Annotated in this window: 14 protein-coding genes and 1 CRISPR repeat array; of the genes, 7 read left to right on the forward strand and 7 right to left on the reverse strand. The window is 67.6% G+C overall.

The genetic code is table 11. The annotated features are described in order from the left end of the window. Positions 1–24: 24 nt before the first annotated feature. The 3 genes from Q0741_RS05230 (at position 25) to Q0741_RS05240 (ending at position 5,408) form a co-directional block, all read left to right on the forward strand. On the forward strand, positions 25–1,038 hold the full coding sequence (locus Q0741_RS05230) for a TRAP transporter substrate-binding protein (RefSeq protein WP_298232136.1): 1,014 nt from the start codon (positions 25–27) through the stop codon (positions 1,036–1,038). 197 nt (positions 1,039–1,235) lie between these two features. Then, a complete protein-coding gene (locus tag Q0741_RS05235; protein WP_298232137.1) occupies positions 1,236–4,124 on the forward strand; it encodes an EAL domain-containing protein in 2,889 nt (962 codons plus the stop codon). 75 nt (positions 4,125–4,199) lie between these two features. After that, on the forward strand, positions 4,200–5,408 hold the full coding sequence (locus Q0741_RS05240; protein ID WP_298232138.1) for an alanine--glyoxylate aminotransferase family protein: 1,209 nt from the start codon (positions 4,200–4,202) through the stop codon (positions 5,406–5,408). 49 nt (positions 5,409–5,457) lie between these two features. Here Q0741_RS05240 and Q0741_RS05245 read toward each other — a convergent pair whose 3' ends face one another. Beyond that, entirely contained in the window at positions 5,458–6,342 is an 885-nt protein-coding gene (locus tag Q0741_RS05245) for a CsgG/HfaB family protein (RefSeq protein ID WP_298232139.1), read from the reverse strand. A 343-nt stretch (positions 6,343–6,685) separates the two neighbouring features. On the opposite strand from Q0741_RS05245, the gene Q0741_RS05250 reads away from it, so the two are divergent. Next, positions 6,686–7,183: a YgjP-like metallopeptidase domain-containing protein gene (locus tag Q0741_RS05250; protein WP_298232154.1), complete on the forward strand. Its 498-nt coding sequence runs from the start codon at positions 6,686–6,688 to the stop codon at positions 7,181–7,183. Positions 7,184–7,286: 103 nt separating this feature from the next. Here Q0741_RS05250 and Q0741_RS05255 read toward each other — a convergent pair whose 3' ends face one another. Beyond that, positions 7,287–7,502, reverse strand: coding sequence for a hypothetical protein (locus tag Q0741_RS05255; RefSeq protein ID WP_298232140.1), 216 nt, complete (start codon positions 7,500–7,502; stop codon positions 7,287–7,289). 158 nt (positions 7,503–7,660) lie between these two features. Here Q0741_RS05255 and Q0741_RS05260 point away from each other — a divergent pair, with 158 nt between their 5' ends. Then, the gene (locus Q0741_RS05260) at positions 7,661–8,779 is read left to right on the forward strand and encodes a CaiB/BaiF CoA-transferase family protein (RefSeq protein ID WP_298232141.1); all 1,119 of its coding nucleotides are present in this window, start codon (positions 7,661–7,663) and stop codon (positions 8,777–8,779) included. 228 nt (positions 8,780–9,007) lie between these two features. Next, entirely contained in the window at positions 9,008–11,536 is a 2,529-nt protein-coding gene (locus Q0741_RS05265) for an EAL domain-containing protein (protein WP_298232142.1), read from the forward strand. A gap of 49 nt (positions 11,537–11,585) precedes the next feature. On the opposite strand, the gene Q0741_RS05270 is transcribed toward Q0741_RS05265, so the two are convergent. Next, a complete protein-coding gene (locus Q0741_RS05270) occupies positions 11,586–12,050 on the reverse strand; it encodes a hypothetical protein (RefSeq protein ID WP_298232143.1) in 465 nt (154 codons plus the stop codon). A gap of 172 nt (positions 12,051–12,222) precedes the next feature. Here Q0741_RS05270 and Q0741_RS05275 point away from each other — a divergent pair, with 172 nt between their 5' ends. Further along, a complete protein-coding gene (locus tag Q0741_RS05275; RefSeq protein ID WP_298232144.1) occupies positions 12,223–12,600 on the forward strand; it encodes a DUF2784 domain-containing protein in 378 nt (125 codons plus the stop codon). Positions 12,601–12,763: 163 nt separating this feature from the next. Next, a CRISPR array of direct repeats spans positions 12,764–18,434; the repeat unit is 28 nt; unit sequence TTTCTCAGCTGCCTATCCGGCAGTTCAC. Positions 18,435–18,564: 130 nt separating this feature from the next. Here the strand turns inward: Q0741_RS05275 and cas6f are convergent. The 4 genes from cas6f to csy1 are packed head-to-tail and all read right to left on the reverse strand — an operon-like array spanning position 18,565 to position 22,535. After that, complete coding sequence (cas6f, locus tag Q0741_RS05280) at positions 18,565–19,128, reverse strand: type I-F CRISPR-associated endoribonuclease Cas6/Csy4 (RefSeq protein ID WP_298232145.1); 564 nt, start codon at positions 19,126–19,128, stop codon at positions 18,565–18,567. Positions 19,129–19,137: 9 nt separating this feature from the next. Further along, entirely contained in the window at positions 19,138–20,181 is a 1,044-nt protein-coding gene (gene csy3, locus Q0741_RS05285; protein ID WP_298232146.1) for a type I-F CRISPR-associated protein Csy3, read from the reverse strand. Positions 20,182–20,203: 22 nt separating this feature from the next. Then, positions 20,204–21,253 carry a type I-F CRISPR-associated protein Csy2 gene (gene csy2 / locus Q0741_RS05290; protein ID WP_298232147.1) on the reverse strand — a complete coding sequence of 350 codons (1,050 nt, stop codon included), beginning with the start codon at positions 21,251–21,253 and terminating at the stop codon, positions 20,204–20,206. Beyond that, on the reverse strand, positions 21,246–22,535 hold the full coding sequence (gene csy1, locus Q0741_RS05295) for a type I-F CRISPR-associated protein Csy1 (RefSeq protein ID WP_298232148.1): 1,290 nt from the start codon (positions 22,533–22,535) through the stop codon (positions 21,246–21,248). Before csy1 ends, csy2 begins: the two co-directional genes overlap by 8 nt. Positions 22,536–22,765: the final 230 nt, after the last annotated feature.

A 22,765-nucleotide genomic window follows, 5' to 3' on the forward strand; every position in this document is an offset into this window, starting at 1 on the left:
CCGTAGCAACGACAAGGAGTCTCGATGTTCAAACCTCTGCTGGCCTCGCTGGCCCTGGGCGCCGCGTCGCTGGGCGTGTCGGCGCAGACCAACGCCACTGCCGCCACCCCGACCGCCGCCAGCGCCACGGCGACCACCATCACGTGGCAGGTCGCCACGCCCACCCCCGACACCAGCCTCCACACCGAGAACCTGATGGAGTTCGCCAAGGAGGTTGAGCGCGCATCGGAGGGCAAGCTCAAGATCAGCCTCAAGTCCGACCCGGCGCTCAAGGCCCCGGCGGTGCGGCGCGCGGTGGCCGACGGCAAGTCGCCGCTCGGGGAGTTGCAGCTGGCGGCGCTGCAGCCGGAGTGGCAGACCTTCGGCCTGGACAGCATCCCCTTCCTCGCCAGCGGCTACCCCGAGGCGCAAAAGCTCTACCAGGCGCAGCGCGTGGCGCTGGGCAAGAAGCTCGCGGCGCAGGGGCTGGTGATGCTCTATTCGGTGCCCTCGCCGCCGCCGGGGCTGTTCCTGAAGAAGCCGGTGGACAAGCTCACCGAGCTGCGCGGCCTGAGCTGGGCCGCCTACAGCCCCACGACCGAGCGCATGGCCAAGCTGCTGGGCGCCAAGCCCGTGGCGGTGCCTGAAGCGCAGCTGACGCAGGCGGTGACGCAGGGGAAGGTGGACGCGGCGCTGGCATCGGCCGACGGCTTCAGCGCCGAGGCCATCGAGGGCATGGAGGTGTTCGTGGACCTGCGGGCCTGGCTGCCGCGCCACGCGGTGCTGATGAACCTGAAGGCCTTCGAGCAGCTGGACCAGGCCACGCGCAAGGCGTTGGTCAAGGCCGCCATCGCGGCGGAGCAGCGCGGCTGGAAGCAGTCCGAGGCCAGGCACCAGCGCTTCCTGGGCGCGCTCAAGGACATGGGCGTGGCCGTGGCGCCGCCCTCCGAGGCGCTGCGCACCGGGCTGCGAAAGACCGTGGGCGAACCCATGCTCGACGAGTGGCTGCAGCGCACCGGGCCCGAGGGCAAGCTGCTCATCGACGACTACCGGCGCTGAGCGGGCGGCGGCCGGGGCGCTCCAGGCACCGGCCGCATCGGGGCCGACCCGAATGTGTAGATTTCACGCTCCGCGCCGCCAGTCCTCCGGCAAAACCCTCCTTTTCGCTGCTGGACGGCCCCGGCCAGCTCAAGCCCCCGGCACGGCTGCCGAACATTGGGCAGCAAGAGAAGAGACGGCGTTGAGGGATTCGGATCGTGACGGGCACATCGCAAGGAGGGCATGGCGGCGCCGCGGCGGAAACGGCCATCGACGCGGGCGCGGCGCTGCGCAGGCTGGCCGACGAGATCATGGTGCTGGTGTGGGCCGTGGACGAGCAGGGCCGCTGCGTGCAGCTCAACCGCCAGGCGCGCGCCTACTTCGCCTCGCACAGCGCGTTCTCCCTGGCCGACTGGTACGGCTGCATCCACCCGGAGGACCGGCCGCTGGTCGAGGACGCCGTCACCCGGGCCACGGCGCAGCGCGAGGACTACCAGCTCGAATACCGCATCGTGCGCAGCGACGGCGGCGTGCGCTGGATGCTGGGCGTGGGCGCGGCCTGCTTCGACGCGCAGGGCCGCTACAGCGGCTACGCGGGCAGCATCACCGACATCTCGGCCTCGCACGGCCTGCAGCAGCGGCTCGCGCGCAGCGAGGCCGAGCACCGGCTGCTGACCGAGAACGCCAGCGACCTGATCTCGCGCCACGACGCCAACGGCCGCTACATCTACGCCTCGCCCGCGTGCGAGCACCTGCTGGGCTACCGGCAGGAGGAGCTGCTGGGGCGCAACGCCAACGATCTCATCCACCCGGAGGACGTGGCGGCCGTGCGCGCCGAGGTCGAGGCGCAGTTGCGCCACGGGCGCCGGCCGGCGCAGATCGAGCTGCGCCTGCGCCACCGCGACGGGCATTACGTCTGGGCGGCCACGGCCACGCGCGTGATGGCCGATGCGCGCACGGGCGCGCTGACCGGCACCGTGGCGGTGTCGCGCGACATCTCCGCCGAGAAGGCCATGCGCCAGGAGCTGCAGGAGCGCGAGGAGCGCTACCGCAGCCTCACCGCGCTGCTGTCGGACTGCTACTGGGAGACCGACGCCGAGGGCCGCTTCACCGTCATGGGCCCCGAGGCCGCGGCCTGGCTGGGGGTGGCCCCGAGCTACCTGCTGGGCAAGACGCGCCTTGAGATCGCCGAGGACCCGCAGGACCCCGGGCTGCTGGAGTACCTGGCCCGGTTCGAGCGCCGGGAGCCCTTCCGCGACCTGCAGTACTGCGTGAAGTCGCTGCTGGGGCGTGCGCCCTACTACCTCTCCATCGCCGGCGAGCCGATGCTGCGCGACGGCGTCTTCGTCGGCTACCGCGGCATGTCGCGCAACGTCACCGAGCAGCGCCGCATCGAGCGGCAGCTGCGCGCCCTGAGCGACGAGAACCGCAACCTGATCCAGAACTCGCTGGACATGGTGTGCGCGCTCGACAGCCGGGGCTGCTTCACGCGCGTGAACCCGGCCACCTGCCGCATCACCGGCTATGCCGAGGAGGAGATGGTGGGGCGCACCTGGCACGGCTTCGTGCACCCGGAGGACTACGCGCCCACGCTGCTGCGCTACAGCGAGGCCTTCCTCTACGGCCACGGCGAGATCCACGACCTGGAGAACCGCTGGCGCACCAAGAGCGGCGGCGTGGTGTACCTCTCCTGGTCGGCGAAATGGGTGCCCGAGCAGCAGGTGATGTACCTCACGGCGCGCGACATCACGCAGCGCAAGCAGGCCGAGCAGCGGCTGCGGCAGCTCGCCACCTGCGACTCGCTCACGCAGCTGCCCAACCGCGCGCGGCTCAACGAGCACACCGACCACATGCTTGCCCAAGCGGCGCGCGACGGCGGCTCGCTGGCGGTGATGTTCGTGGACCTCAACCGCTTCAAGGAAGTCAACGACTCGATGGGCCACGAGGCCGGCGACCTGCTGCTGCAGGAGGTGGCGCGGCGGCTGCGCGCGAAGCTGCGGCCCGAGGACCTGGTGGCGCGGCTGGGTGGCGACGAGTTCGTGGTGGTGCTGCCGTGCACGCACGGCGAGCGCTCGGCCACGGCGGTGGCGAGGAAGCTGCTGGCGCAGTTCGACGAGCCCATGCAGGTGAAGTCGCAGGAGGTGTTCGTGGGCGCCTCCATCGGCATCGCGCTGTACCCGCGCGACGCCGCGACCAAGGAGGCGCTGTTCCAGTGCGCCGACAGCGCGATGTACCGCGCCAAGCTCGCGCACGGCAACGGCTACCGCTTCTTCACGCCGGAGATGCACGAGGAGGCGCGCACGCGGCTGACGCTGGAGAGCGCGCTGCGCCGCGCGCTGGAGCGCCAGGAGTTCGAGGTCCACTACCAGCCGCGGCTGGACGTCACGACGCTGGAGGTGGTGGGCATGGAGGCGCTGCTGCGCTGGAACCATCCCACGCTGGGCCGCGTGCCGCCGGTGCGGTTCATTCCGCTGGCCGAGGAGACGGGGCTGATCGGCGCCATCGGCAACTGGGTGCTGCGCGAGGCCTGCGCGCAGACGCGGCAGTGGGTGCAGGCCTTCCAGCGGCCCTTGAAACTCTCGGTCAACCTCTCGCCGCGCCAGTTGCACGACCCGCAGCTGGTGACGACGGTGCGGCAGGCGCTGCGCGAGACGCATCTGCCCGCGCAGATGCTGGAGCTGGAGCTGACCGAGGGCACGCTGATGCAGGACCCGCGCGCGGCCGCGCAGGTGCTGGGCGAGCTCAAGCAGCTGGGCCTGAGCCTGGCGGTGGACGACTTCGGCACGGGCCACTCCTCGCTGGCCTACCTGCGGCGCTTCCCGGTGGACGTGATCAAGCTCGACCGCACCTTCCTGCCCAGCCTCACGGAGGTGGCGCGGGAGGACAACGTGCACCGGCTGGCGCGCGCCATCCTGCACCTGGCGCGCACGCTGAACCTGCGCCTGGTGGCCGAGGGCGTGGAGACGCGCGAGGTGTTCGACTTCCTCAAGGACGCGGGCTGCGACGAGGTGCAGGGCTACCACTTCTGCCGCCCCATCCCGGCGCGCGAATTCGAGCAGTACCTGCGGCTGAACCTGGAGGCGACGGCGGAAGGGGCGACCGTCTGAGGCGGGCGCCGGCGGGGTCACAATCCACTCCCGCGCCAGCCGGCCGGGACGACCCGCTTTGGAACATTCCCGCTCATGCCACTGCTGCCACCTCCCAGCGTCGAGTCGCTGGACGACATCCTTCCCCAGGAACCGCTGCTGATGATGGGTGCCGGCCCCGTGCCGATCCCGCACAAGGTTGCCCACGCCAACTCCATCGTCATCAACCACCTGGGCGAGACGATGAACAAGGTCATCGAACAAGTGAAGGCCATGGGCCGCTACGTGTTCCAGACCGATTCCGGCCACGTGCTGGGCGTGGCCGGCCCGGGCTCGGCGGCCATGGAGATGGCCATCGCCAACCTGGTGGCGCCGGGCGAGAAGGTGCTGGCGATCTGCAACGGCTACTTCAGCCGCCGCATGGCCGAGATGGCCACGCGCGTGGGCGGCGAGGTCACGGTGCTGGAAGTGCCCAACTTCGAGGTCGCGAGCGCCGCGCGCGTGGAGGAGGTGCTCAAGGGCGGCGACTACAAGGTCGTCACCATCGTGCAGGGTGAGACCTCCAACACCGTGTTCAACCGCGAGCTGGAGGCCATCACGCGGCTGGCCGACGCGCACGGCTGCGTGGCGATCGTGGACGCGGTGTGCACGCTCAGCACCATGCCGCTGGAAATGGACGCGTGGAAGGTGGACGCGGTGATCACGGGCGGGCAGAAGGGCCTGTCGTCGATTCCCGGCGTGTCGCTGCTGGCGCTGTCGCGCAAGGCCTGGCGCAAGATCGAGCAGCGCAAGCACCGGATGGCGCACTGGTGCCTGGACGCGCTGCTGGCGGACAACTTCTGGAACAAGAAGTCCTACCACTACACCGCACCGGTCTCGGGCGTGCTGGCGATCCACGAGGCGCTGCGCCTGGTGTGCGAGGAGACGCTGCCGCGGCGCTTCGAGCGCCACCTGGTGTGCTCCAGGGCGCTGCAGCGCGGCATCGAGGCGATGGGGCTGGAGCTGCTGGTGCCGCAGGCGGCGCGGCTGAACTCCGTGATCGGCATCAAGGTGCCCGAGGGCGTGTCGGCCGATGCGGTGCGCGACACCATGTCGCGCGTGCACCGGGTGGAGATCTCGGGCTCCTTCGGGCTGGAGATCGTGCGCATCGGCCAGATGGGGGAACAAAGCCGCGCCCACAACCTGTTCCGCACGCTGCACGCGCTGGGTTCGAGCATCCAGGGCGCCGGCGCCCCGCTGGACCTGCCCGCGGGCATCGCCGAGCTGGAAAAGGGGCTGGCGCAGGAGACGGTGACGGTGGCGTGACAACGCCAGCGCGATGCCGGCCTGGCGCTGCGGCCCCGCTCGCGGCGCCTTACTTGCGCTTGGCCGGCGCGTCCACCTGCTTCGAGGCCGGTGTGCTGCCGCCGGAGACGCCCAGCGTGCCGCCCGTGCCCAGGCCGCCGCGCACGGTCTGCGCGCGGTAGTTGCGCACCGCGCGCACGAGCTGGTTGTAGCTGTCGGCGAAGGCCGTGACGATGATCTTGCCCTCGGGCGTGTTGGAGTAGCCGCCGCCACCGCCGCCCAGGCCACCGCCGAAGAGCCCGCCAAAGACGTTGAAGTCCATGTTGCGCGCGCTGCCCTCGGCGGCGGCGAGCTGAACGCCGGAGCGGTTGTCGATCATGATCAGCGTGGTGGAGGCCTCGTTGGTCTTCATCCCGCCGGCCACCGTGCCCAGCAGGCCCAGGCGCCCGCTGAGGCCTGCCAGCCCCGCCGTGGCGCCGCCGGTGTTCTGGTTGAAGTTGATGCTCGGGCTCATGGTGTAGTCCGCCGCCACCATCTGCCCGCGCTGGAAGTTGCTGCCGGCGCGCATCTCGCCGCTTTGCTGCAGCTGGCGCTCCATGTTCATGTTGGCCATGGCCGCGCCGCGCTCCACGATCACGAAGCAGTTGCTCTGCTGGATCATCATGCGCAGCACCGGCACCGTGGAGCCGAGCTTGTAGTTGCGCAGGTACTGGTACCAAGCGGCGCTCTGGTCCTCGACGATGCCCAGCGTGCCCAGCGACTGGTCGCAGCGTTCGAGCTGGCTGTTGGCGTTCTCGGCGGTGGCACCGCCCGCCGCGCCGGAGACAGCCGACTTGGTCCCTCCTCCGATCTCCGGCGTGGTCGCCAGGCAGCCGCCCAGCGCCAGCGTGGCGCCGGCGAGCACGGCCGTTCCCCAGGGGCGCAACGTCTCGGCCGCGAGATGTTTCTTGTCCATGATTGGTCCTTCACTCCGAGTCGGGCTGCCGACGCGCCGCTGCAAACCGCCATGCACCACCGCAAGGCATCCAGGCACCTCGCCCGACATGGAAGGTGAGGTGGACGCGGCCTCCGAGCCGCGCGCGGGCGTCGCCTGCGTCATACCGCGCTGACCACGGGTTGTTGCATACCGTCCCCGCAAACGGGGCAGGCCGTAGGGCACATGTCAGGAACATTCCGGCAAACGACCCGCGTCCGGGACGGGCAGCCGCGGCCCGCTAGCATCGCCGCCCATGTCCGAAACCTCCTCGCGCCGGGCCGGCGCGCCCGACCCGCCCGCCGCCGGCACGCCCTCCACGCCGATGAAATACCTCGCCGGCTATCCCGAGCCGCTGCTGGCGCAGGTGCACACACTCATCGAGCAGGACAAGCTCGCCGGGCTGCTGGCGCGGCGCTATCCGCAGGCGCACACCGTGCGCACCGACCGCGCGCTGTGGGACTACGTGCAGGCGCTCAAGGCCCGCCACCTGCGCAGCAGCGAGCCGCTGTCCAAAGTGCAGTACGACCCGCGGATCCGCCTGCTGCAGCAGGCGCTGGGCACGCACCGCATGGTTTCGCGCGTGCAGGGCGGGCGGCTCAAGGCCAAGCGCGAGATCCGCATCGCCAGCCTGTTCCGCGACGCGCCCGAGGCCTTCCTGCGCATGATCGCCGTGCACGAGCTGGCCCACCTGCGCCACCAGGAGCACGACAAGGCCTTCTACCAGCTGTGCACCTACATGGAGCCCGACTACCACCAGCTCGAATTCGACCTGCGGCTGTACCTGACGCAGCTGGAGCTGGAGGGGAGGCTGGCGGGTTAGGCGCTGCCGGGCAGCGCAACCGGCCGAGAAAGCAAAGCGCCGCCCCGGCCACGGCAGGCCGGCGGCGGCGACGCGGTTGAAGAGAGCTTGGTGCGGTCTCCGCTCAGGGCCTCTTCGTGCCGGAGCTCTTTGGTGCGGAGCCCTGGTTGTTGCGGTCACTGACATGCGCATCGCGCTCGGCGGTGCGCGCGCCGCGGGTGTAGCTGCCGTCCTCGTCCTCGGGCGTGCTCAGTTCCTCCAGTTCCTCGCGCTCGGTTGCGGCTTCGCGCCGCTCGGTGGTGGATTTGCCGGGACCGGCAGGGCTTTTTGCGTCTGGCATGTAGCGTCCTTTGCTGTGGGTCTGGCGCGGACCAGCACGTCCGCCGGCCGGTCGCGGCAACCGTCGTGCCGTCAAGCCCCGGACCACGGCAAGCGCACCGGCCAGAATGAGCCGGCCTGCCCTCCGGGGCCCGGCCACCAAGACACAGGAGATCCCGCATGAGCACCCACCCCGCCCCCGGCCCGCTCGCCGGCTTGCGCATCGTCGAATTCGCCGGCCTCGGCCCCTGCCCCTTCGCCGGCATGCTGCTGGCCGACATGGGCGCCGACGTCATCGTCATCGAGCGCGCCGCCGCCGGGCCGGGGCTGGAGCGCGCGGCCACCGACCGCGGTAAACGCTCCGTCGTGCTGGACCTCAAGCAGCCCCGGGAGCTGGAAGCGGCGTGGCGGCTGCTGGAGTCGGCCGACGCGCTGATCGAGGGCTTCAGGCCCGGTGTGATGGAGCGCCTGGGCCTGGGCCCCGAGCCCGTGGCGGCGCGCAACCCGCGCCTGGTGTACGGGCGCGTCACCGGCTGGGGCCAGGACGGCCCGCTGGCGCAGGCGGCCGGGCACGACCTCAACTACGTCGCGCTCACCGGCGCGCTCTCGCTCTCGCAGCGCGACGACGCGCCGCCCGTGATCCCGCCCACCCTCGTGGGCGACATGGCCGGCGGCGCCATGTTCCTGGCCTTCGGCGTGGTGTGCGCGCTGCTGGAGGCCCGGCGTTCCGGACGCGGCCAGGTGGTGGACGCGGCCATGGTGGACGGCGTGGCCGCGCTCTCGGCCCTGGTGCGCCACATGCGCGGCAGCCCCTGGTGGCCCGAGGAGCGCGCGCACAACCTGCTGCTGGGCAGCGCGCCCTTCTACGACGTGTACGAATGCGCCGATGGCCGGCACGTGACGCTGGGCGCCATCGAGCCGCCCTTCTACGCCGAGCTGCTGCGCCGCCTGGAGCTGCACGACGAGGACCCGGCGCGCCAGCACGAGCACGCGCGCTGGCCGGCGCTCAAGGCGCGCATCGCGGCGCTGATCAGGACCCAGCCGCGCGCCCACTGGTGCGCGCTGCTGGAAGGCACCGACGCCTGCTTCGCCCCGGTGCTGGACCTCGACGAGGCCGCCGCCCATCCCCACCACGCCGCGCGCGGCACCTACGTGCAGGTGGACGGCCGCACGCAGCCCGCGCCCGCGCCACGCCTGTCGCGCACTCCGGCGCGCACGCCCGGGGCCGCGCCGCGCCGCGGCCAGCATACCCAGGAGGTGTTGCGCGAGCTGGGACTGGATGACGTGAACAAATACTGAGGCGGGGCAAATCGCTCGCAGCGGCTCGGTGCCGCGCCCATACGGGGCGCTTTAGCATCTGAACACATCACTGCTCACGAATACATGAACGACGCCCTCCCGCCTCGCGGAGGGTGCCTTGACCGCCGGCAGCGCCCGTCGCCCGTCCGTTGTGGGAAGGCCATGCGTCCGGCCTCCTTTTCCATGACGTTTCAACAAGCCCCAGTCCTTCCCGAGCTGAACGCCGCAATGCCAGTGTGGCGTCCACGCGGCTGGGTGGCGCTGGTGGTGCTGGTCACGCCGCTGCTGTACGCGCTGGCCTGGCCCGGCGGCGCACTGGACTTCGTGCTGCCGCGGGCGGTGTTCCTGTCGATGCACACGCTGCTGGAGATGATGGCGGTGGTGGTGAGCATGCTGGTGGCGCTGACCGCGCGCTACGTGCTCGACGAGCGGGAGCGGCAGCTGCACGGCGTGGTGGCCGCGGGCTTCCTGGTGGTGGCGGGCATGGACGTGCTGCACCTGCTCTCCTACGCCGGCATGCCGGACTTCGTCACGCCGAACTCCACACACAAGTCCGTCGTGCTGTGGCTGCTGGGGCGCATGGTGGCGACGGGGGCGCTGATCGTGTGGTGCGTGCCCTGGCCCGCGGCGCTGGAACGCAGCCGCGCCGTGGGACGGGCCATCAGCGCCGGCCTGCTGCTGTGCGCGCTGCTGGGCGCGGCGGCGGTGCTGAACCCGCAGGCGTTTCCGAGCACCTTCGATCCCGAGACGGGACTCACGCCGCTGAAGCTCGCCATCGAGGGCGCCATCATGGCCTGCCTGACCCTGGCGCTGGCCGGGCAGTTGTGGCGCATGGCTGCGCTGGACGCCAGCGAGCGCGGCGACGAGGAGCCGGTGCGCGACGCCCTGCTGCTGATGCTGCTGGGCGAGTTCTTCTTCCTGCTCTATGGCAAGGAGGTCACCACCAGCGCCAACCTGCTGGGCCATGTCTACAAGGTGCTGGCTTACGCCTGCCTGTACCACAGCGTGGTCCTGCGCCGCGTGCAGCGGCCCTACCTGCGCATGCAGCAGGCGCGCCAGGACGTGGAGCAGCACAGCGCCGAGTACCGCGAGCTGCTGGAGCTGGCGCCCGTAGGGGTGGTGGTGACGGACGGGCAAGGCTGCATCCTGCTGGTCAACCGCGCGCTGGAAGAGATGTTTGGTTATGCACGCACCGAGCTCACGGGCCGCCCGCTGGAGGTGCTGCTGCCGCCGGCCCTGTGCGGGCGGCACCGGGCGCACCGAGAACGATGGATGGGCAGCGAACGGCCCATTCCGCACAGGCGCAACGGGCTGCAGGGCCAGCGCAAGGACGGCACGCTGCTGGACGTGGAGGTGGCCATCGAGAAGACGCGCTTCGCCGAAGGCTGGCGCATCACCGCGTGCGTGAGCGACGTGTCTCACCGGCGTACCCACGAGGCCGAGCTCCAGCACCGCGCCGCGCACGACCTGCTGACCGGGCTGCCCAACCGCTGGCGTTTCATGGACGAGCTGGGGCGCGTGGTGGCCAGCGCCCGGCCGGGTGGCGGCGCGGTGGGCCTGGCGCTGCTGGATCTGGCCGGTTTCAAGGAAGTCAACGCGCGCCACGGCAGCGCCGTGGCCGATGCGCTGCTGCGCGAGGTGGCGCATGCGCTGCGGGCGGCCTCGGCGCCGGTGGAGTTCGTGGCGCGGGTGGAAGGCGACGTGTTCGGCGTGATCGCACGCGGCGTGGCGGCGGGCGAGCCGCTGGCGGCGCTGCAGCACCAGCTGGCGGCCCTGCTGGCGCCGGGCGTGCACGTGGGCGCCACGGAGTGGCCGGTGGCCGCGGCCATGGGGCTGGCGGCCTTCCCGATGGACGCGGCGGACGCCGAAGGGCTGTTGCGCTGCGCGGAGGTGGCGCTGGACGAGTCCAAGCGCCAGGGGCGCGCGCAGGCCACGCGCTACGACACGGCATTGGGCCAGCGCACGCAGCAGGAGCAGCGCGTGCAAGCACGGCTGCAGGCCGCGCTGCGCGAGGGCACGCTGGCGCTGCACTACCAGCCGCAGGTGGAGGTGGCCAGCGGCCGGGTGCATGGCTTCGAGGCGCTGGTGCGCTGGACCGATGAAGAGCTGGGCGTGGTGTCGCCGGTGGTGTTCATCCCCATTGCCGAGAACAGCGGGCTCATCGGCGCCCTGGGCGAAGCGGTGCTGGTCATGGCCTGCCGGCAGTTGCGGCAGTGGCGCGAGCAGGGGCTGCACACGCGTGTCTCCATCAACCTGTCGCCGCGCGAGTTCCGCCACCCGGGGCTGGTGGCGCGCATTGCGCAGGAGCTGGCACGCCACGACCTGCCCGCGAGCAGCCTCGCCGTGGAAGTGACGGAATCGGCGGTGATCGACGACTTCGATGCCGTGGCCGAGCAGTTGCGCGCGCTGGTGGCGCTGGGCCTGGAGGTGCACCTGGACGACTTCGGCACCGGCCACTCCTCGCTGGCGTGGCTGCGGGCGTTCCCGATCAAGGCCATCAAGATCGACCGCTCCTTCGTGCGCGACATGGTGCAGGACGCCAATGACGAGGCGATCGTGCGCGCGGTGATCGGGCTGGGGCACACGCTGGGCTGCCAGATCGTGGCCGAGGGCGTGGAGCGCGAGGACCAGCTGCAGCGGCTGCGCGCGCTGCGCTGCGAGGCCTACCAGGGCTGGCTGTTCAGCCCCGCGCTGCCGGCGGACAAGGCCACGGCGCTGCTGCGGCGGGAGTGCGAGGAGGCACGGGAGGCGGGGTGAGGAGGCCGGGGAAACGTGCATCCCCGCTCAGCGGCGCGCCCCCCGTCCCTCACCCCGCCGCCCGCGGCCGCTCGCCCGCCAGCACCACCTGCCCCACATCCCGCAGCACCGCGCGCGTGGCCTTCAGGCACAGGCCGCGGTCGAGCTGTTCGATGGCCAGGCCGGGCCAGTCGGTGGGCGGCAGCAGCGCGCGGCCGCGCGTGTCCAGCGCCCACAGCACGCCGCCATGGCCGTGGTCGGTGCCGCCGTTGGCGGTCGGCGTAGACGTTGGGGTGGTTGAGCCAGAAGTCCACCAGCAGTTCCTGGAGCTGCCAGCGGCTGTAGGCGGCGCGGCGGAGCTGCCGGGGTAGCCGATGCGCAGCCGCGCCTGGCGCAGCGCCTGGGCCAGGCGGGGGTCGTCATCGGTGGGCTGGAGCTGCTCCTCAATCCAGCCCCGGGCGCCGACCTTGGCGGCATAGTCCAGCTCGGCGGGCCTGGCGCCGAAACTCAAGCGTTCATGCAGGCCGGGGAGCATGGGCGGGATTATGGTGAGCCCCCATGCAGGCCCCGATCGCTCCGCCCCCGCCGCTCCCGCGGGCCGTGAAGCCTCGCACGCAAGGGGCGCGGCTGCGCGCGGGCCGGAACGGGTGGTCGCGCGCGCAACGGAGCGCGCGCGTGGCGGCGGCCGGGGCTGGCGGAGGCAACGCATGACGGCCTGGCCCTACGCGCTGGCGGCCGAGGCGGTGGTGGTGCTGCACCTGCTGTTCATCGGCTTCGTGGTGCTGGGCGCGGCGCTGCTGCCGCGCTGGCCGTGCCTGGTGTGGCTGCACGTGCCGGCGCTGCTGTGGGGCATGTACGTGGAAGCCTCGGGCAGCCCGTGCCCGCTCACCCCGCTGGAGAACCACCTGCGCGCGCTGGCCGGCGCGCGCGGCTACGGCGGCGGCTTCATCGAGCACTACCTGCTGCCACTGATGTACCCGGCGGGGCTCACGCGCGAGCTGCAGTGGATGCTGGCGCTGGGCGTGGCGGGGGTGAATGTGGGGCTGTACGGGTGGTGGGTGGTGCGGCGCAAGCGGCCACGCTGAGCCGGCCGCCCTCGTGCCTCACCTCCCCTTGAACACCGCCCGCCTCTTCTCCTGCCTCGCCTGCACGCCCTCGCGCAAGTCGTCCAAGGTGTTGACGCAGGCGATGTCGCACGCCAGGACTTGCAGTTCACTCTTTCGCCGGCCCGGCGTCCGAGAAGCTGAATTTCTCAGCTGCCTATCCGGCAGTTCACCCGGCCCTTGGATTAGCGGGCCTTACCCGAGAGTTTCTCAGCTGCCTATCCGGCAGTTCACGCGATGTGGGTGTGTTGATCGGCTGCCGGGCTTTTCTCAGCTGCCTATCCGGCAGTTCACTTCCGGCGCTGCGCGTCGCTTGGCTGCAGCGTTTTCTCAGCTGCCTATCCGGCAGTTCACACCCAGTCCTGCGGGGTCATGGACGTTCGGAATTTCTCAGCTGCCTATCCGGCAGTTCACGACATGAGCTTGGGCGAGCGGCTGCAGCTTGTTTTCTCAGCTGCCTATCCGGCAGTTCACAACGTCTCCGGGCGGTTCGACATGATCCACCCTTTCTCAGCTGCCTATCCGGCAGTTCACACCCTGCTTGCGGAAATAGCCGATCACCTGCATTTCTCAGCTGCCTATCCGGCAGTTCACATCCAGTTGTTGGGCTGCACAGACGCGACCCATTTCTCAGCTGCCTATCCGGCAGTTCACGCCGCTCTTGGTGTGCTCGCTGGCCCGGGCGATTTCTCAGCTGCCTATCCGGCAGTTCACAGCGCGTCGTAGTAGGGCCGGTCTGCGGCGTATTTCTCAGCTGCCTATCCGGCAGTTCACCGCTGGAACACCGTTTTTTTGCGCGGGCTCAATTTCTCAGCTGCCTATCCGGCAGTTCACCTCCAGTTCAACGCCGTCGTGCGTCGCCGGCATTTCTCAGCTGCCTATCCGGCAGTTCACCACGTCAACGGCTTGCAGTGCTGCTGCGCGCATTTCTCAGCTGCCTATCCGGCAGTTCACCTCAGCGCCTCGCGCAATGCATTCAGGGCCATTTTCTCAGCTGCCTATCCGGCAGTTCACGGGAGTTCGAAGGCACGGGCGGCTTCTCGCTTTTTCTCAGCTGCCTATCCGGCAGTTCACGAGCGCCTCCTCGGCCACGAAGGCGGCTTCGTTTTCTCAGCTGCCTATCCGGCAGTTCACCCGTCCGTTCCACAGCACGACGGCTTCGGCCTTTTCTCAGCTGCCTATCCGGCAGTTCACTGTGGTGCGCGTCGCGGCCACGGTCGAAACCGTTTCTCAGCTGCCTATCCGGCAGTTCACGTCATCAACATCCAGGCCGAGAATGTGCAGCTTTTCTCAGCTGCCTATCCGGCAGTTCACCGCTCGCTGGCCAAGCGGCTCTACACCGCGCATTTCTCAGCTGCCTATCCGGCAGTTCACAACAGGGTCAGCAGCCCGGCGGTTGCTGTGATTTTCTCAGCTGCCTATCCGGCAGTTCACCTGGCGACCGGCAAGCGCGTCTGGATGCCCAATTTCTCAGCTGCCTATCCGGCAGTTCACGTCACCACGTCGGGCACGCTGACCGCCTCAGATTTCTCAGCTGCCTATCCGGCAGTTCACGCAGGAATGCCTGATTGCTGGTGAATCGGACTTTTCTCAGCTGCCTATCCGGCAGTTCACGCATCGACAACAGGCCGTCCGCTGCGATCCTGTTTCTCAGCTGCCTATCCGGCAGTTCACACCCACATCGCAGGCCACCCCGAGGTTGGTGTTTTCTCAGCTGCCTATCCGGCAGTTCACACCCTGCTTGCGGAAATAGCCGATCACCTGCATTTCTCAGCTGCCTATCCGGCAGTTCACGCGAGCGATCCGCAGGATGACCCGATCAGCGTTTTCTCAGCTGCCTATCCGGCAGTTCACGCGGGGCTCAGTGCAGATCCGGGCTTCGTGGTTTTCTCAGCTGCCTATCCGGCAGTTCACGAATACCGAGCCATCCCACTGCACCCCGATCATTTCTCAGCTGCCTATCCGGCAGTTCACGCGCCAGAAACGCCGATGTCCGCGATGCCGATTTTCTCAGCTGCCTATCCGGCAGTTCACTCTCATGAGCGGCCCTCCCTGAGCCTGTTGTTTTTCTCAGCTGCCTATCCGGCAGTTCACCGCCTAAGCCGCTCAGCGAGTAACAGCACCAATTTCTCAGCTGCCTATCCGGCAGTTCACGCAACGCTGCCGCTGCGCTACGACGCCACCAATTTCTCAGCTGCCTATCCGGCAGTTCACCTTCGCTTCCGCGTCGGTGGTCAGCTCGATCTTTTCTCAGCTGCCTATCCGGCAGTTCACCCCACTCTCCAGCGATCCACTCCACACCCTTGTTTCTCAGCTGCCTATCCGGCAGTTCACTTCCGGCGGAACGTGGCATTCCTCCACCAGCATTTCTCAGCTGCCTATCCGGCAGTTCACGGGCCGCCGGCAAGTGCGAGCCCGCGGGCGATTTTCTCAGCTGCCTATCCGGCAGTTCACAAAGACCCTGCGGGCGCCGCCGCCTACGCGATTTTCTCAGCTGCCTATCCGGCAGTTCACGTGGTGGCCGGCGTGGTGTAGCTGGCCGACGTTTTCTCAGCTGCCTATCCGGCAGTTCACGCGCGGCAGGCGCGCAAGGCTGGCCGCGACATTTTCTCAGCTGCCTATCCGGCAGTTCACACTCGATGCGGTAGCGACCAGCGCCAGCGGTGTTTCTCAGCTGCCTATCCGGCAGTTCACGCCAGTGATGACGCCAGTTGCGGTCTGCCCCATTTCTCAGCTGCCTATCCGGCAGTTCACGTGCCAACGTGCTGCCGCCGTCGCGGGCCATTTTTCTCAGCTGCCTATCCGGCAGTTCACGTGCTCACGCGCTTTCGCCACCTGTGGGACGATTTCTCAGCTGCCTATCCGGCAGTTCACGACGCGGCGCTGACCGCCGGCTGACGCGGGCTTTTCTCAGCTGCCTATCCGGCAGTTCACGCCGCCGTCAACGACGGCCCAGCGGAACCTGTTTTCTCAGCTGCCTATCCGGCAGTTCACGGCATCAACATCGGTCTGACGTTCCGCGGCGTTTTCTCAGCTGCCTATCCGGCAGTTCACTTGCGTGCGCGTAACCAGCGGGACCAGCGGTATTTCTCAGCTGCCTATCCGGCAGTTCACGGCTCTGCTGCGACTGCAGCCGATGCGGCTGATTTCTCAGCTGCCTATCCGGCAGTTCACAGCACCTCGGTGACAAACGGAGCCCAGGCGCTTTTCTCAGCTGCCTATCCGGCAGTTCACATGCCCGTCAGTCACCCTTCAGCGCTTCCGGCTTTCTCAGCTGCCTATCCGGCAGTTCACGGCCAGGATGGCGGCCTCGATTGCGGCGGGCATTTCTCAGCTGCCTATCCGGCAGTTCACAAGAGCACCTGGAGCGCATGGAAGCGCGTGGTTTTCTCAGCTGCCTATCCGGCAGTTCACACCGTGGCCGAGACGCGCATTGAGTCGACGATTTTCTCAGCTGCCTATCCGGCAGTTCACCACCTGGCCGGCAGCGTCCGCAATCGCCCAGCTTTCTCAGCTGCCTATCCGGCAGTTCACCTCAAGCTCGACTACCTGCGCGAGAAGGGCAATTTCTCAGCTGCCTATCCGGCAGTTCACGCGGGCGGTCAGGCGGTAGCGCGAGGCTTGAGTTTCTCAGCTGCCTATCCGGCAGTTCACCCGCCCGCCCCTTGCTCCCAGGCTTCGCGCATTTTCTCAGCTGCCTATCCGGCAGTTCACATGCCCGGTCAGTAGCCGTGGGCCGTCAGATATTTCTCAGCTGCCTATCCGGCAGTTCACCTGACGGTGACGTGTGGACCATGAGTTCCGATTTTCTCAGCTGCCTATCCGGCAGTTCACCTTGCACCTCGCGTGATTCGCCACCAGCTGCATTTCTCAGCTGCCTATCCGGCAGTTCACCATTCACGGTGTCTGCCACCAGCCGCCCAAAATTTCTCAGCTGCCTATCCGGCAGTTCACGCGCCAGCCGATACGCCGTGCTGCGCCCGGTATTTCTCAGCTGCCTATCCGGCAGTTCACGGTGGCGGATGCTGCGACCAAGCCGCCGGCCTTTTCTCAGCTGCCTATCCGGCAGTTCACTCGCACTGCTGTCGTCCATCGCAAGCCTGTTTTTTCTCAGCTGCCTATCCGGCAGTTCACGAGAACCGCGGCCGCCAAGCGCTGTCTCCATGTTTCTCAGCTGCCTATCCGGCAGTTCACTGTTTTCGTCGCGTAGTGCCGCACGGCGTAGATTTCTCAGCTGCCTATCCGGCAGTTCACCCGAGTACCTGCGCGCGCTGGCCGGCATCCAGTTTCTCAGCTGCCTATCCGGCAGTTCACATGCCGCTCTCTACGTCAACGGTACCGAGGTCTTTTCTCAGCTGCCTATCCGGCAGTTCACACCGTCTGCGCTGGAACACGGTTTTTCTGCGTTTTCTCAGCTGCCTATCCGGCAGTTCACCCGCGAATGGACCCGGCGGCCACGGCCGGCAATTTCTCAGCTGCCTATCCGGCAGTTCACTTTCTGCTCCGAATCCATTGCGGCCGCACTCGTTTCTCAGCTGCCTATCCGGCAGTTCACGCTCAATACCTGATCGAAAACCTGCGCAGCCGTTTTCTCAGCTGCCTATCCGGCAGTTCACATGGGCGCCGCAATGGCCCGCCGCCTGGAGTCTTTCTCAGCTGCCTATCCGGCAGTTCACTGCGAGATCGACCCGTCCACGGATGCGGCCATTTTCTCAGCTGCCTATCCGGCAGTTCACACCAGCGGCTGCATTGCGGTCGTTTTCGCCCTTTTCTCAGCTGCCTATCCGGCAGTTCACAAGGGCACGGCGTATTACGAAAATGCCATGACTTTCTCAGCTGCCTATCCGGCAGTTCACTTCGCCACTGGTCTGACCGCGGCCGAGCTTGATTTCTCAGCTGCCTATCCGGCAGTTCACATCGGCCTGGCCGCGAGTGCGCTGGCCACGCTTTTCTCAGCTGCCTATCCGGCAGTTCACGGCACGCTGGCCGCCACCGGCGCCGTGACGCTTTTCTCAGCTGCCTATCCGGCAGTTCACCCCTCGGGGGAACCGGTGCCGCCGCAAACCACTTTCTCAGCTGCCTATCCGGCAGTTCACCACCCCGGGCTGTGGGAGCTGTTTCGTATCAATTTCTCAGCTGCCTATCCGGCAGTTCACGTTTTCAGGCCGATTCCAAGCTTTCCGGATAGTTTCTCAGCTGCCTATCCGGCAGTTCACTCTGCGCGCGGCTGGTGGACCTTGGGCAGCAATTTCTCAGCTGCCTATCCGGCAGTTCACGTACGTGGCCGGTGCCCCGGACGGCTCGGCGTTTTCTCAGCTGCCTATCCGGCAGTTCACGTCGAACGCCAGCAGCGGGCTATCCGCGCCCATTTCTCAGCTGCCTATCCGGCAGTTCACTGGCTGGCGGCACGTGCACGCTCACCGTGGCGTTTCTCAGCTGCCTATCCGGCAGTTCACCGTTTTCAACCCAAGCCCGGGTTTGCCGGCAATTTCTCAGCTGCCTATCCGGCAGTTCACCCCTCTTGGCGATATGCCCGGTCAGTAGCCGTTTTCTCAGCTGCCTATCCGGCAGTTCACCCATGCGGCCTGGATCTGCACGCTGCCCTTGATTTCTCAGCTGCCTATCCGGCAGTTCACTTGGCGTGGTCATGCTCATTCGGTATTCCCCATTTCTCAGCTGCCTATCCGGCAGTTCACGCGCAGTGGGACGGCTGCGAGTGGGACGACGTTTTCTCAGCTGCCTATCCGGCAGTTCACACCGGCGCCCCACCTGCCTTGCATGGAGGGCATTTCTCAGCTGCCTATCCGGCAGTTCACAAGCACCTCTGAAGTCTAAGTCCAAGTTGTTAAAGATCTTTCTGGCTCTCGGCCCCTTTTGACCCTTTTCAGACGGCCGCGCACAAGTGCTTGATGCATCAGGCACTTGCGCGCGGTGCGGAAAAAAGGGTCAGAAGTGCGGCACGGTGGCCGTGGTGCTCAGCCCGTAGGCACTGAAGCTGCCGGGCCGGGGCTCTGGCACCAGCGGCCCCTGGCGCAGGAACAACCGGAAGCTCTGGCCCGTGCTCATGCTGCTCAGCACCACGAAAGGCAGCGCCAGCCGCTCGGCCGCGGCGTCCGGAATGCGCGCCAGCGCCTGCACCTCGTCCAGGCCTTGGCGCTTCATCAGCCGCCGCCGCAGCCGCTCCGGGCTGCTCTTGGCCTGCACCCGGCGCAGCGTGCGGTGCCGAGCCAACGCCGGCACCAGCGCGATGCCCAGCACTTGGCTGTGGTCGCGCATGCCCTTGAGCCAGTCCTGTGCCATCAGCCGCGCCAGCTCGCCCTCCGGCCCCACCAGCCGCATGCGGCTGCCCAGGGTGGGTACACACTCGTCATAGCCGGGAAAGCACACGCCAATCGCGTCGTGTGCGCCCTGCGCCAACGCCCGGTGCAGCTTGGCGTACAGCGCCGCCATGAGCTGATGCACCGGGAATTCCGGGTCGGGCAGCAACTCGATGTCCACGTAGTGAAGCATCGCCGCGCCTCACTCCGCGTCGCCGAACACGCCGCCGCGGATCAGCGTGGCCATCACGAAATGCTGCTGCTCCACCGGAGGCGCCTTGTCCTTGAGCAGCCAGTTGTCGAGCAGGTTGTAGAAGTCGTCCTTCGCCTTGGGCTGGCGGCAGGCCTTGCCCAGCGTGGTCACGGAGCCGTAGGGCTCCACGGCGATCGGGCCCAGCGGCCCCGCCTCCACATGCCAGGTGTCGATGGTGCGCAGTGCGTTGCCGATCTTCTGCGAGTGCACGCCAGCCACCTCGCCCACCTTGTAGAGCGTCTTGCTCTTCTTGTCGTTGTTGGTGCGATCGAGGATGAGCTCCTGCGACGGAAACACCTCCTGCCCGCCGCCTACGCGCACGAACGCCGTCACGCCCAGCAGTACGTGCGACTCGCCCGAGAGGCCCTGCTCGATGAGCTGCGCCACACCGTCCAGGGCTTCCGTCAACTCGCCCGGCGCGTCGAAGTGGCGCAGCGAGAGCTTCAAGGCGTCGAAGGTCCAGGTCTTGTCCGCACGGCCCTGCACCAGGTGCTCGATGCGCACCTCCACCTCTTCCGCCCCCGTGCGGTTGCGCCACAGCCAGCGGCCATTGGCCAGGTTGTGGGCGTAACGGCGCGACAGCTCGGTGAAGCCATGGGCCTTGACGTAGCCCTCCACCGTCTGGCGCAGCTTGGCCTGGTAGGCGGCGTTGTTGCACGCCGAGGGCGTGCCCGCGCCCTGCAGCACGCGCAGCGTGAAGGCGACCTTGAGCGTGTCGGCATCGGCCGGCAGCGCGGCCACGTCCACGGTCTGCAGGTTGGGCTTCTCGATCTGGGCATCGAGCTTGGCCGGGTCCATGTCCTTGGTCTTGAGGCGATTGGAGATCGTGCCGCGCACGGACTTCGTGCGCACCGGCACGGGGGCCCAGTCGCGCGAGGTGTCGCGCTGCTCCCAGCGCCCGGCGCTGAAGAGGGCGTCGGAGGGGTCGAGCTTGCGCTCGAAGGCCAGGACGGAAGCGGTCTTGAGATCGGCGTCGGCGGTCTTGGTGGCCATGGTCAAAGGCTCCTTGCGGGATTCAGGATTCGGAAACTGCGGTGGAGGGAACAGCGGAAGGGGACGGCTTGAAGCCGTTGGAACAGCGGTACAGGTTCAGCGCCTCGTCGTAGTCGGCGGACCAGAACAGGTCTTCGAAGCGGCGCAGGCGGTGCGGGCTGATCCACTGCCCGATGCCGTACACGCCTTCGACGAAGCGCAGCGGCGTGGTGGCGTCGCGGGCGCCCGCCACCGTGCCGGGCTCGTGCAGGGCGGAGAGCCCGGCAAAGCCCAGCGGGATCGGCACCAGCCAGCCGTCGCGGCTGTCGGTGCGCCACTCGACGCGCTCGTCCACGCTGCCGTCGGCCTTGGTGTGCTTCACCAGATGAGCGCGGAACGTGAGGCGCGACAGGTCCAGCCAGGCGTCCAGCGGGGTGGCATCCACGTCGGCCTCGCGCAGCGCCTGGAGCCGCGCCTGCAGCAGGTCGTCACGCGCGACCAGCGCGAAGCCAGGCAGGCAGCGGCGCATGAGGCGGCGGAACTGCTGACTGGCGTCATCCGTCCCCTCCTCGGCCAGCAGTTCCAGCAGCGGCGGGGCGGCGCGGCGTCCGCCGGACAGCGCCGGCATCACGCTGCCACCGGCGATGCGCATGCCCTGCACGACGTGCGCGATGCGCTCGGCCAGCGCCTTGCGCTCGTCCACGGCGTCCACCTTGGCGGCGGCGTGCACACCGGAGAGCTCCACGTCGAGCACCAGCGTGACGTCCAGGTGGACACGCCCCTCTTCCACGATGGCCGCCGTGTTGCCGTTGGGCAGGATGGGGTTGCGCGTGAGCCGGAAGCTGCGCGTGTGGCCGCCGGTGGTGACCTGGGGTTCGAAGCCGTGGCAGACCACGCCCACGCCGTAGAAGCGGATGCCCGCATCGGGGCCCAGACGCCGCTCCAGCGCCGTCGTGGCGCCCAGGAAAGCCGTCATCGCCGGGAAGCCCCAGGTCATCGGGCTGGAAATGGCGTTGGCGTTCTGGATGCGCAGCCGCGGCAACAACAGCACGGCGCGGCGCCAGCCGGTGGCGTCCTGCGGTACGTCACTCATATGCCACCTCCATGTCGTAGGCCTTCACTTCCGCCAGCACGCAGTCGCGCCACTCCTTGAACTCCGGGTCGGCGAAGTCGAGCTTTCCGCGCAACTGCGCGTTGAGCCAGTTGGCGAAGCCGGCGGCGATGCGCTCCGTCACGGTGTCGATGGGCAGCCGCTCTTCCTCGGGCACGCCCGACGCGTCGAGCCAGCATTTCTCGGCCTCGCCGAGGCGGCATTCAGCATCCTGGCTCCAGCCCTCGGGCAGGTTGCGCAGCTCGGCGGTGAACTGGATGAATTCCTCCACCAGCAGGTCCACCAACTTGGCGCGGTGCTCTTTTGCTTCCTTGTTCTTTTTGACCTCGACTTCCAGGAACGCACGCAACTGCGGCACCAGCCGGCGGACCTGTTCCCGGTAACCGAAGACCTTGAACAGGGTTTCCACTCGCAGCAGCGGACGCACGGGCTTACTAAGCCATTTCGGTGGCAGGGAGGCGAGTAGAGGACTGTCACCTCGGTGTTCAGTATTGAGCTGACCTATGACCTGTGGCTTTGTCCCGCCAAGCTTTCGTATTGCCAGATTGGGATACTCATGTACCGGCTGCTCCGAAAATCTTCGTTCACGACGCGCCTCCCGTGCAGCCTTCGCTACCTCACCAAAGCGATCCTGCTGAAGCTGCAAATACAGCTGATGAACCAACGAAGCTGGATACAGCGGTGCCAATAGGTGGTAGGAGTTTTCACTGAAAACGTCGTCACCAATCAGCCAATAAACCTGCTTAGCTGTCGTATGGGTTGAAGTCTTTCCTCTCGGCTCGGTCAAGCCTGCAAAAGCAGCCAATAGAGAATTCGCGACGCTCAGGTCATCGCACAGCGCTGCTGCAAGATCTGGATCTCGTTCTTGTGACAACTGAAGGAGCGTCTTTCCCCCATATTCCAGTTTCAAGAACTTATAGACATCAAGCGAACCTGCATTACCGACAACATCCAATTCAAACGGATGACGCAGGCAGTGACTTCCAACAAACGAGATAAGGGGCAAGGACGAAGGGCGAATCAACAAATTCGTGCCCTTTGCGTCTGGATGCATTGGCTTAAGCGAGTGCGTCACCGCCTGGAGCTGCGAGACGCGGCGCGCAGCGTCGGCGAGCCAGGTGCCGGGCTGGTACTGCTGGCGCAGCTCGGCGCGTTTGGGGCTGTCATCGGGCAGGCCGTCGAGCTTGTCCTTGAGCCGGTCGTTCAACCAGCCTGAGACGAGCGAAGCCAGTTCTGCCCGACGCGTTGGTGATGGCGTTGGCATGGAGTCCAGTTCGTCGATGGAGCGGCCTTGGGCCGCGAAACATGGGCTCCGCTGCAACTTCTCGGAGCACCGGTTGGACCTTCACTGCAGGCCCAGGCGTAACGGTCAGGTTTGAGGCAGCACGACTTCCCTCCTGAGATCGTCAGTCATGGTTGTTGAAGTTCAGCCCATACAGGCTGCTGTGCCGCAGTGCTTGCCGACATGTAAGGCACTGTATCTGAGTCAAGAGA

Source organism: uncultured Azohydromonas sp., assembly GCF_937926365.1.
Lineage (GTDB): Bacteria > Pseudomonadota > Gammaproteobacteria > Burkholderiales > Burkholderiaceae_C > Azohydromonas.

Coding starts and splice junctions, on each gene's coding strand:
- Q0741_RS05230 (WP_298232136.1), top strand. CDS start 25: ATGTTCAAACCTCTGCTGGCCTCGCTGGCCCTGGGCGCCGCGTCGCTG.
- Q0741_RS05240 (WP_298232138.1), top strand. CDS start 4,200: ATGCCACTGCTGCCACCTCCCAGCGTCGAGTCGCTGGACGACATCCTT.
- Q0741_RS05245 (WP_298232139.1), bottom strand. CDS start 6,342: ATGGACAAGAAACATCTCGCGGCCGAGACGTTGCGCCCCTGGGGAACG.
- Q0741_RS05250 (WP_298232154.1), top strand. CDS start 6,686: ATGAAATACCTCGCCGGCTATCCCGAGCCGCTGCTGGCGCAGGTGCAC.
- Q0741_RS05255 (WP_298232140.1), bottom strand. CDS start 7,502: ATGCCAGACGCAAAAAGCCCTGCCGGTCCCGGCAAATCCACCACCGAG.
- Q0741_RS05260 (WP_298232141.1), top strand. CDS start 7,661: ATGAGCACCCACCCCGCCCCCGGCCCGCTCGCCGGCTTGCGCATCGTC.
- Q0741_RS05265 (WP_298232142.1), top strand. CDS start 9,008: ATGCCAGTGTGGCGTCCACGCGGCTGGGTGGCGCTGGTGGTGCTGGTC.
- Q0741_RS05270 (WP_298232143.1), bottom strand. CDS start 12,050: ATGCTCCCCGGCCTGCATGAACGCTTGAGTTTCGGCGCCAGGCCCGCC.
- Q0741_RS05275 (WP_298232144.1), top strand. CDS start 12,223: ATGACGGCCTGGCCCTACGCGCTGGCGGCCGAGGCGGTGGTGGTGCTG.
- cas6f (WP_298232145.1), bottom strand. CDS start 19,128: ATGCTTCACTACGTGGACATCGAGTTGCTGCCCGACCCGGAATTCCCG.
- csy3 (WP_298232146.1), bottom strand. CDS start 20,181: ATGGCCACCAAGACCGCCGACGCCGATCTCAAGACCGCTTCCGTCCTG.
- csy2 (WP_298232147.1), bottom strand. CDS start 21,253: ATGAGTGACGTACCGCAGGACGCCACCGGCTGGCGCCGCGCCGTGCTG.
- csy1 (WP_298232148.1), bottom strand. CDS start 22,535: ATGCCAACGCCATCACCAACGCGTCGGGCAGAACTGGCTTCGCTCGTC.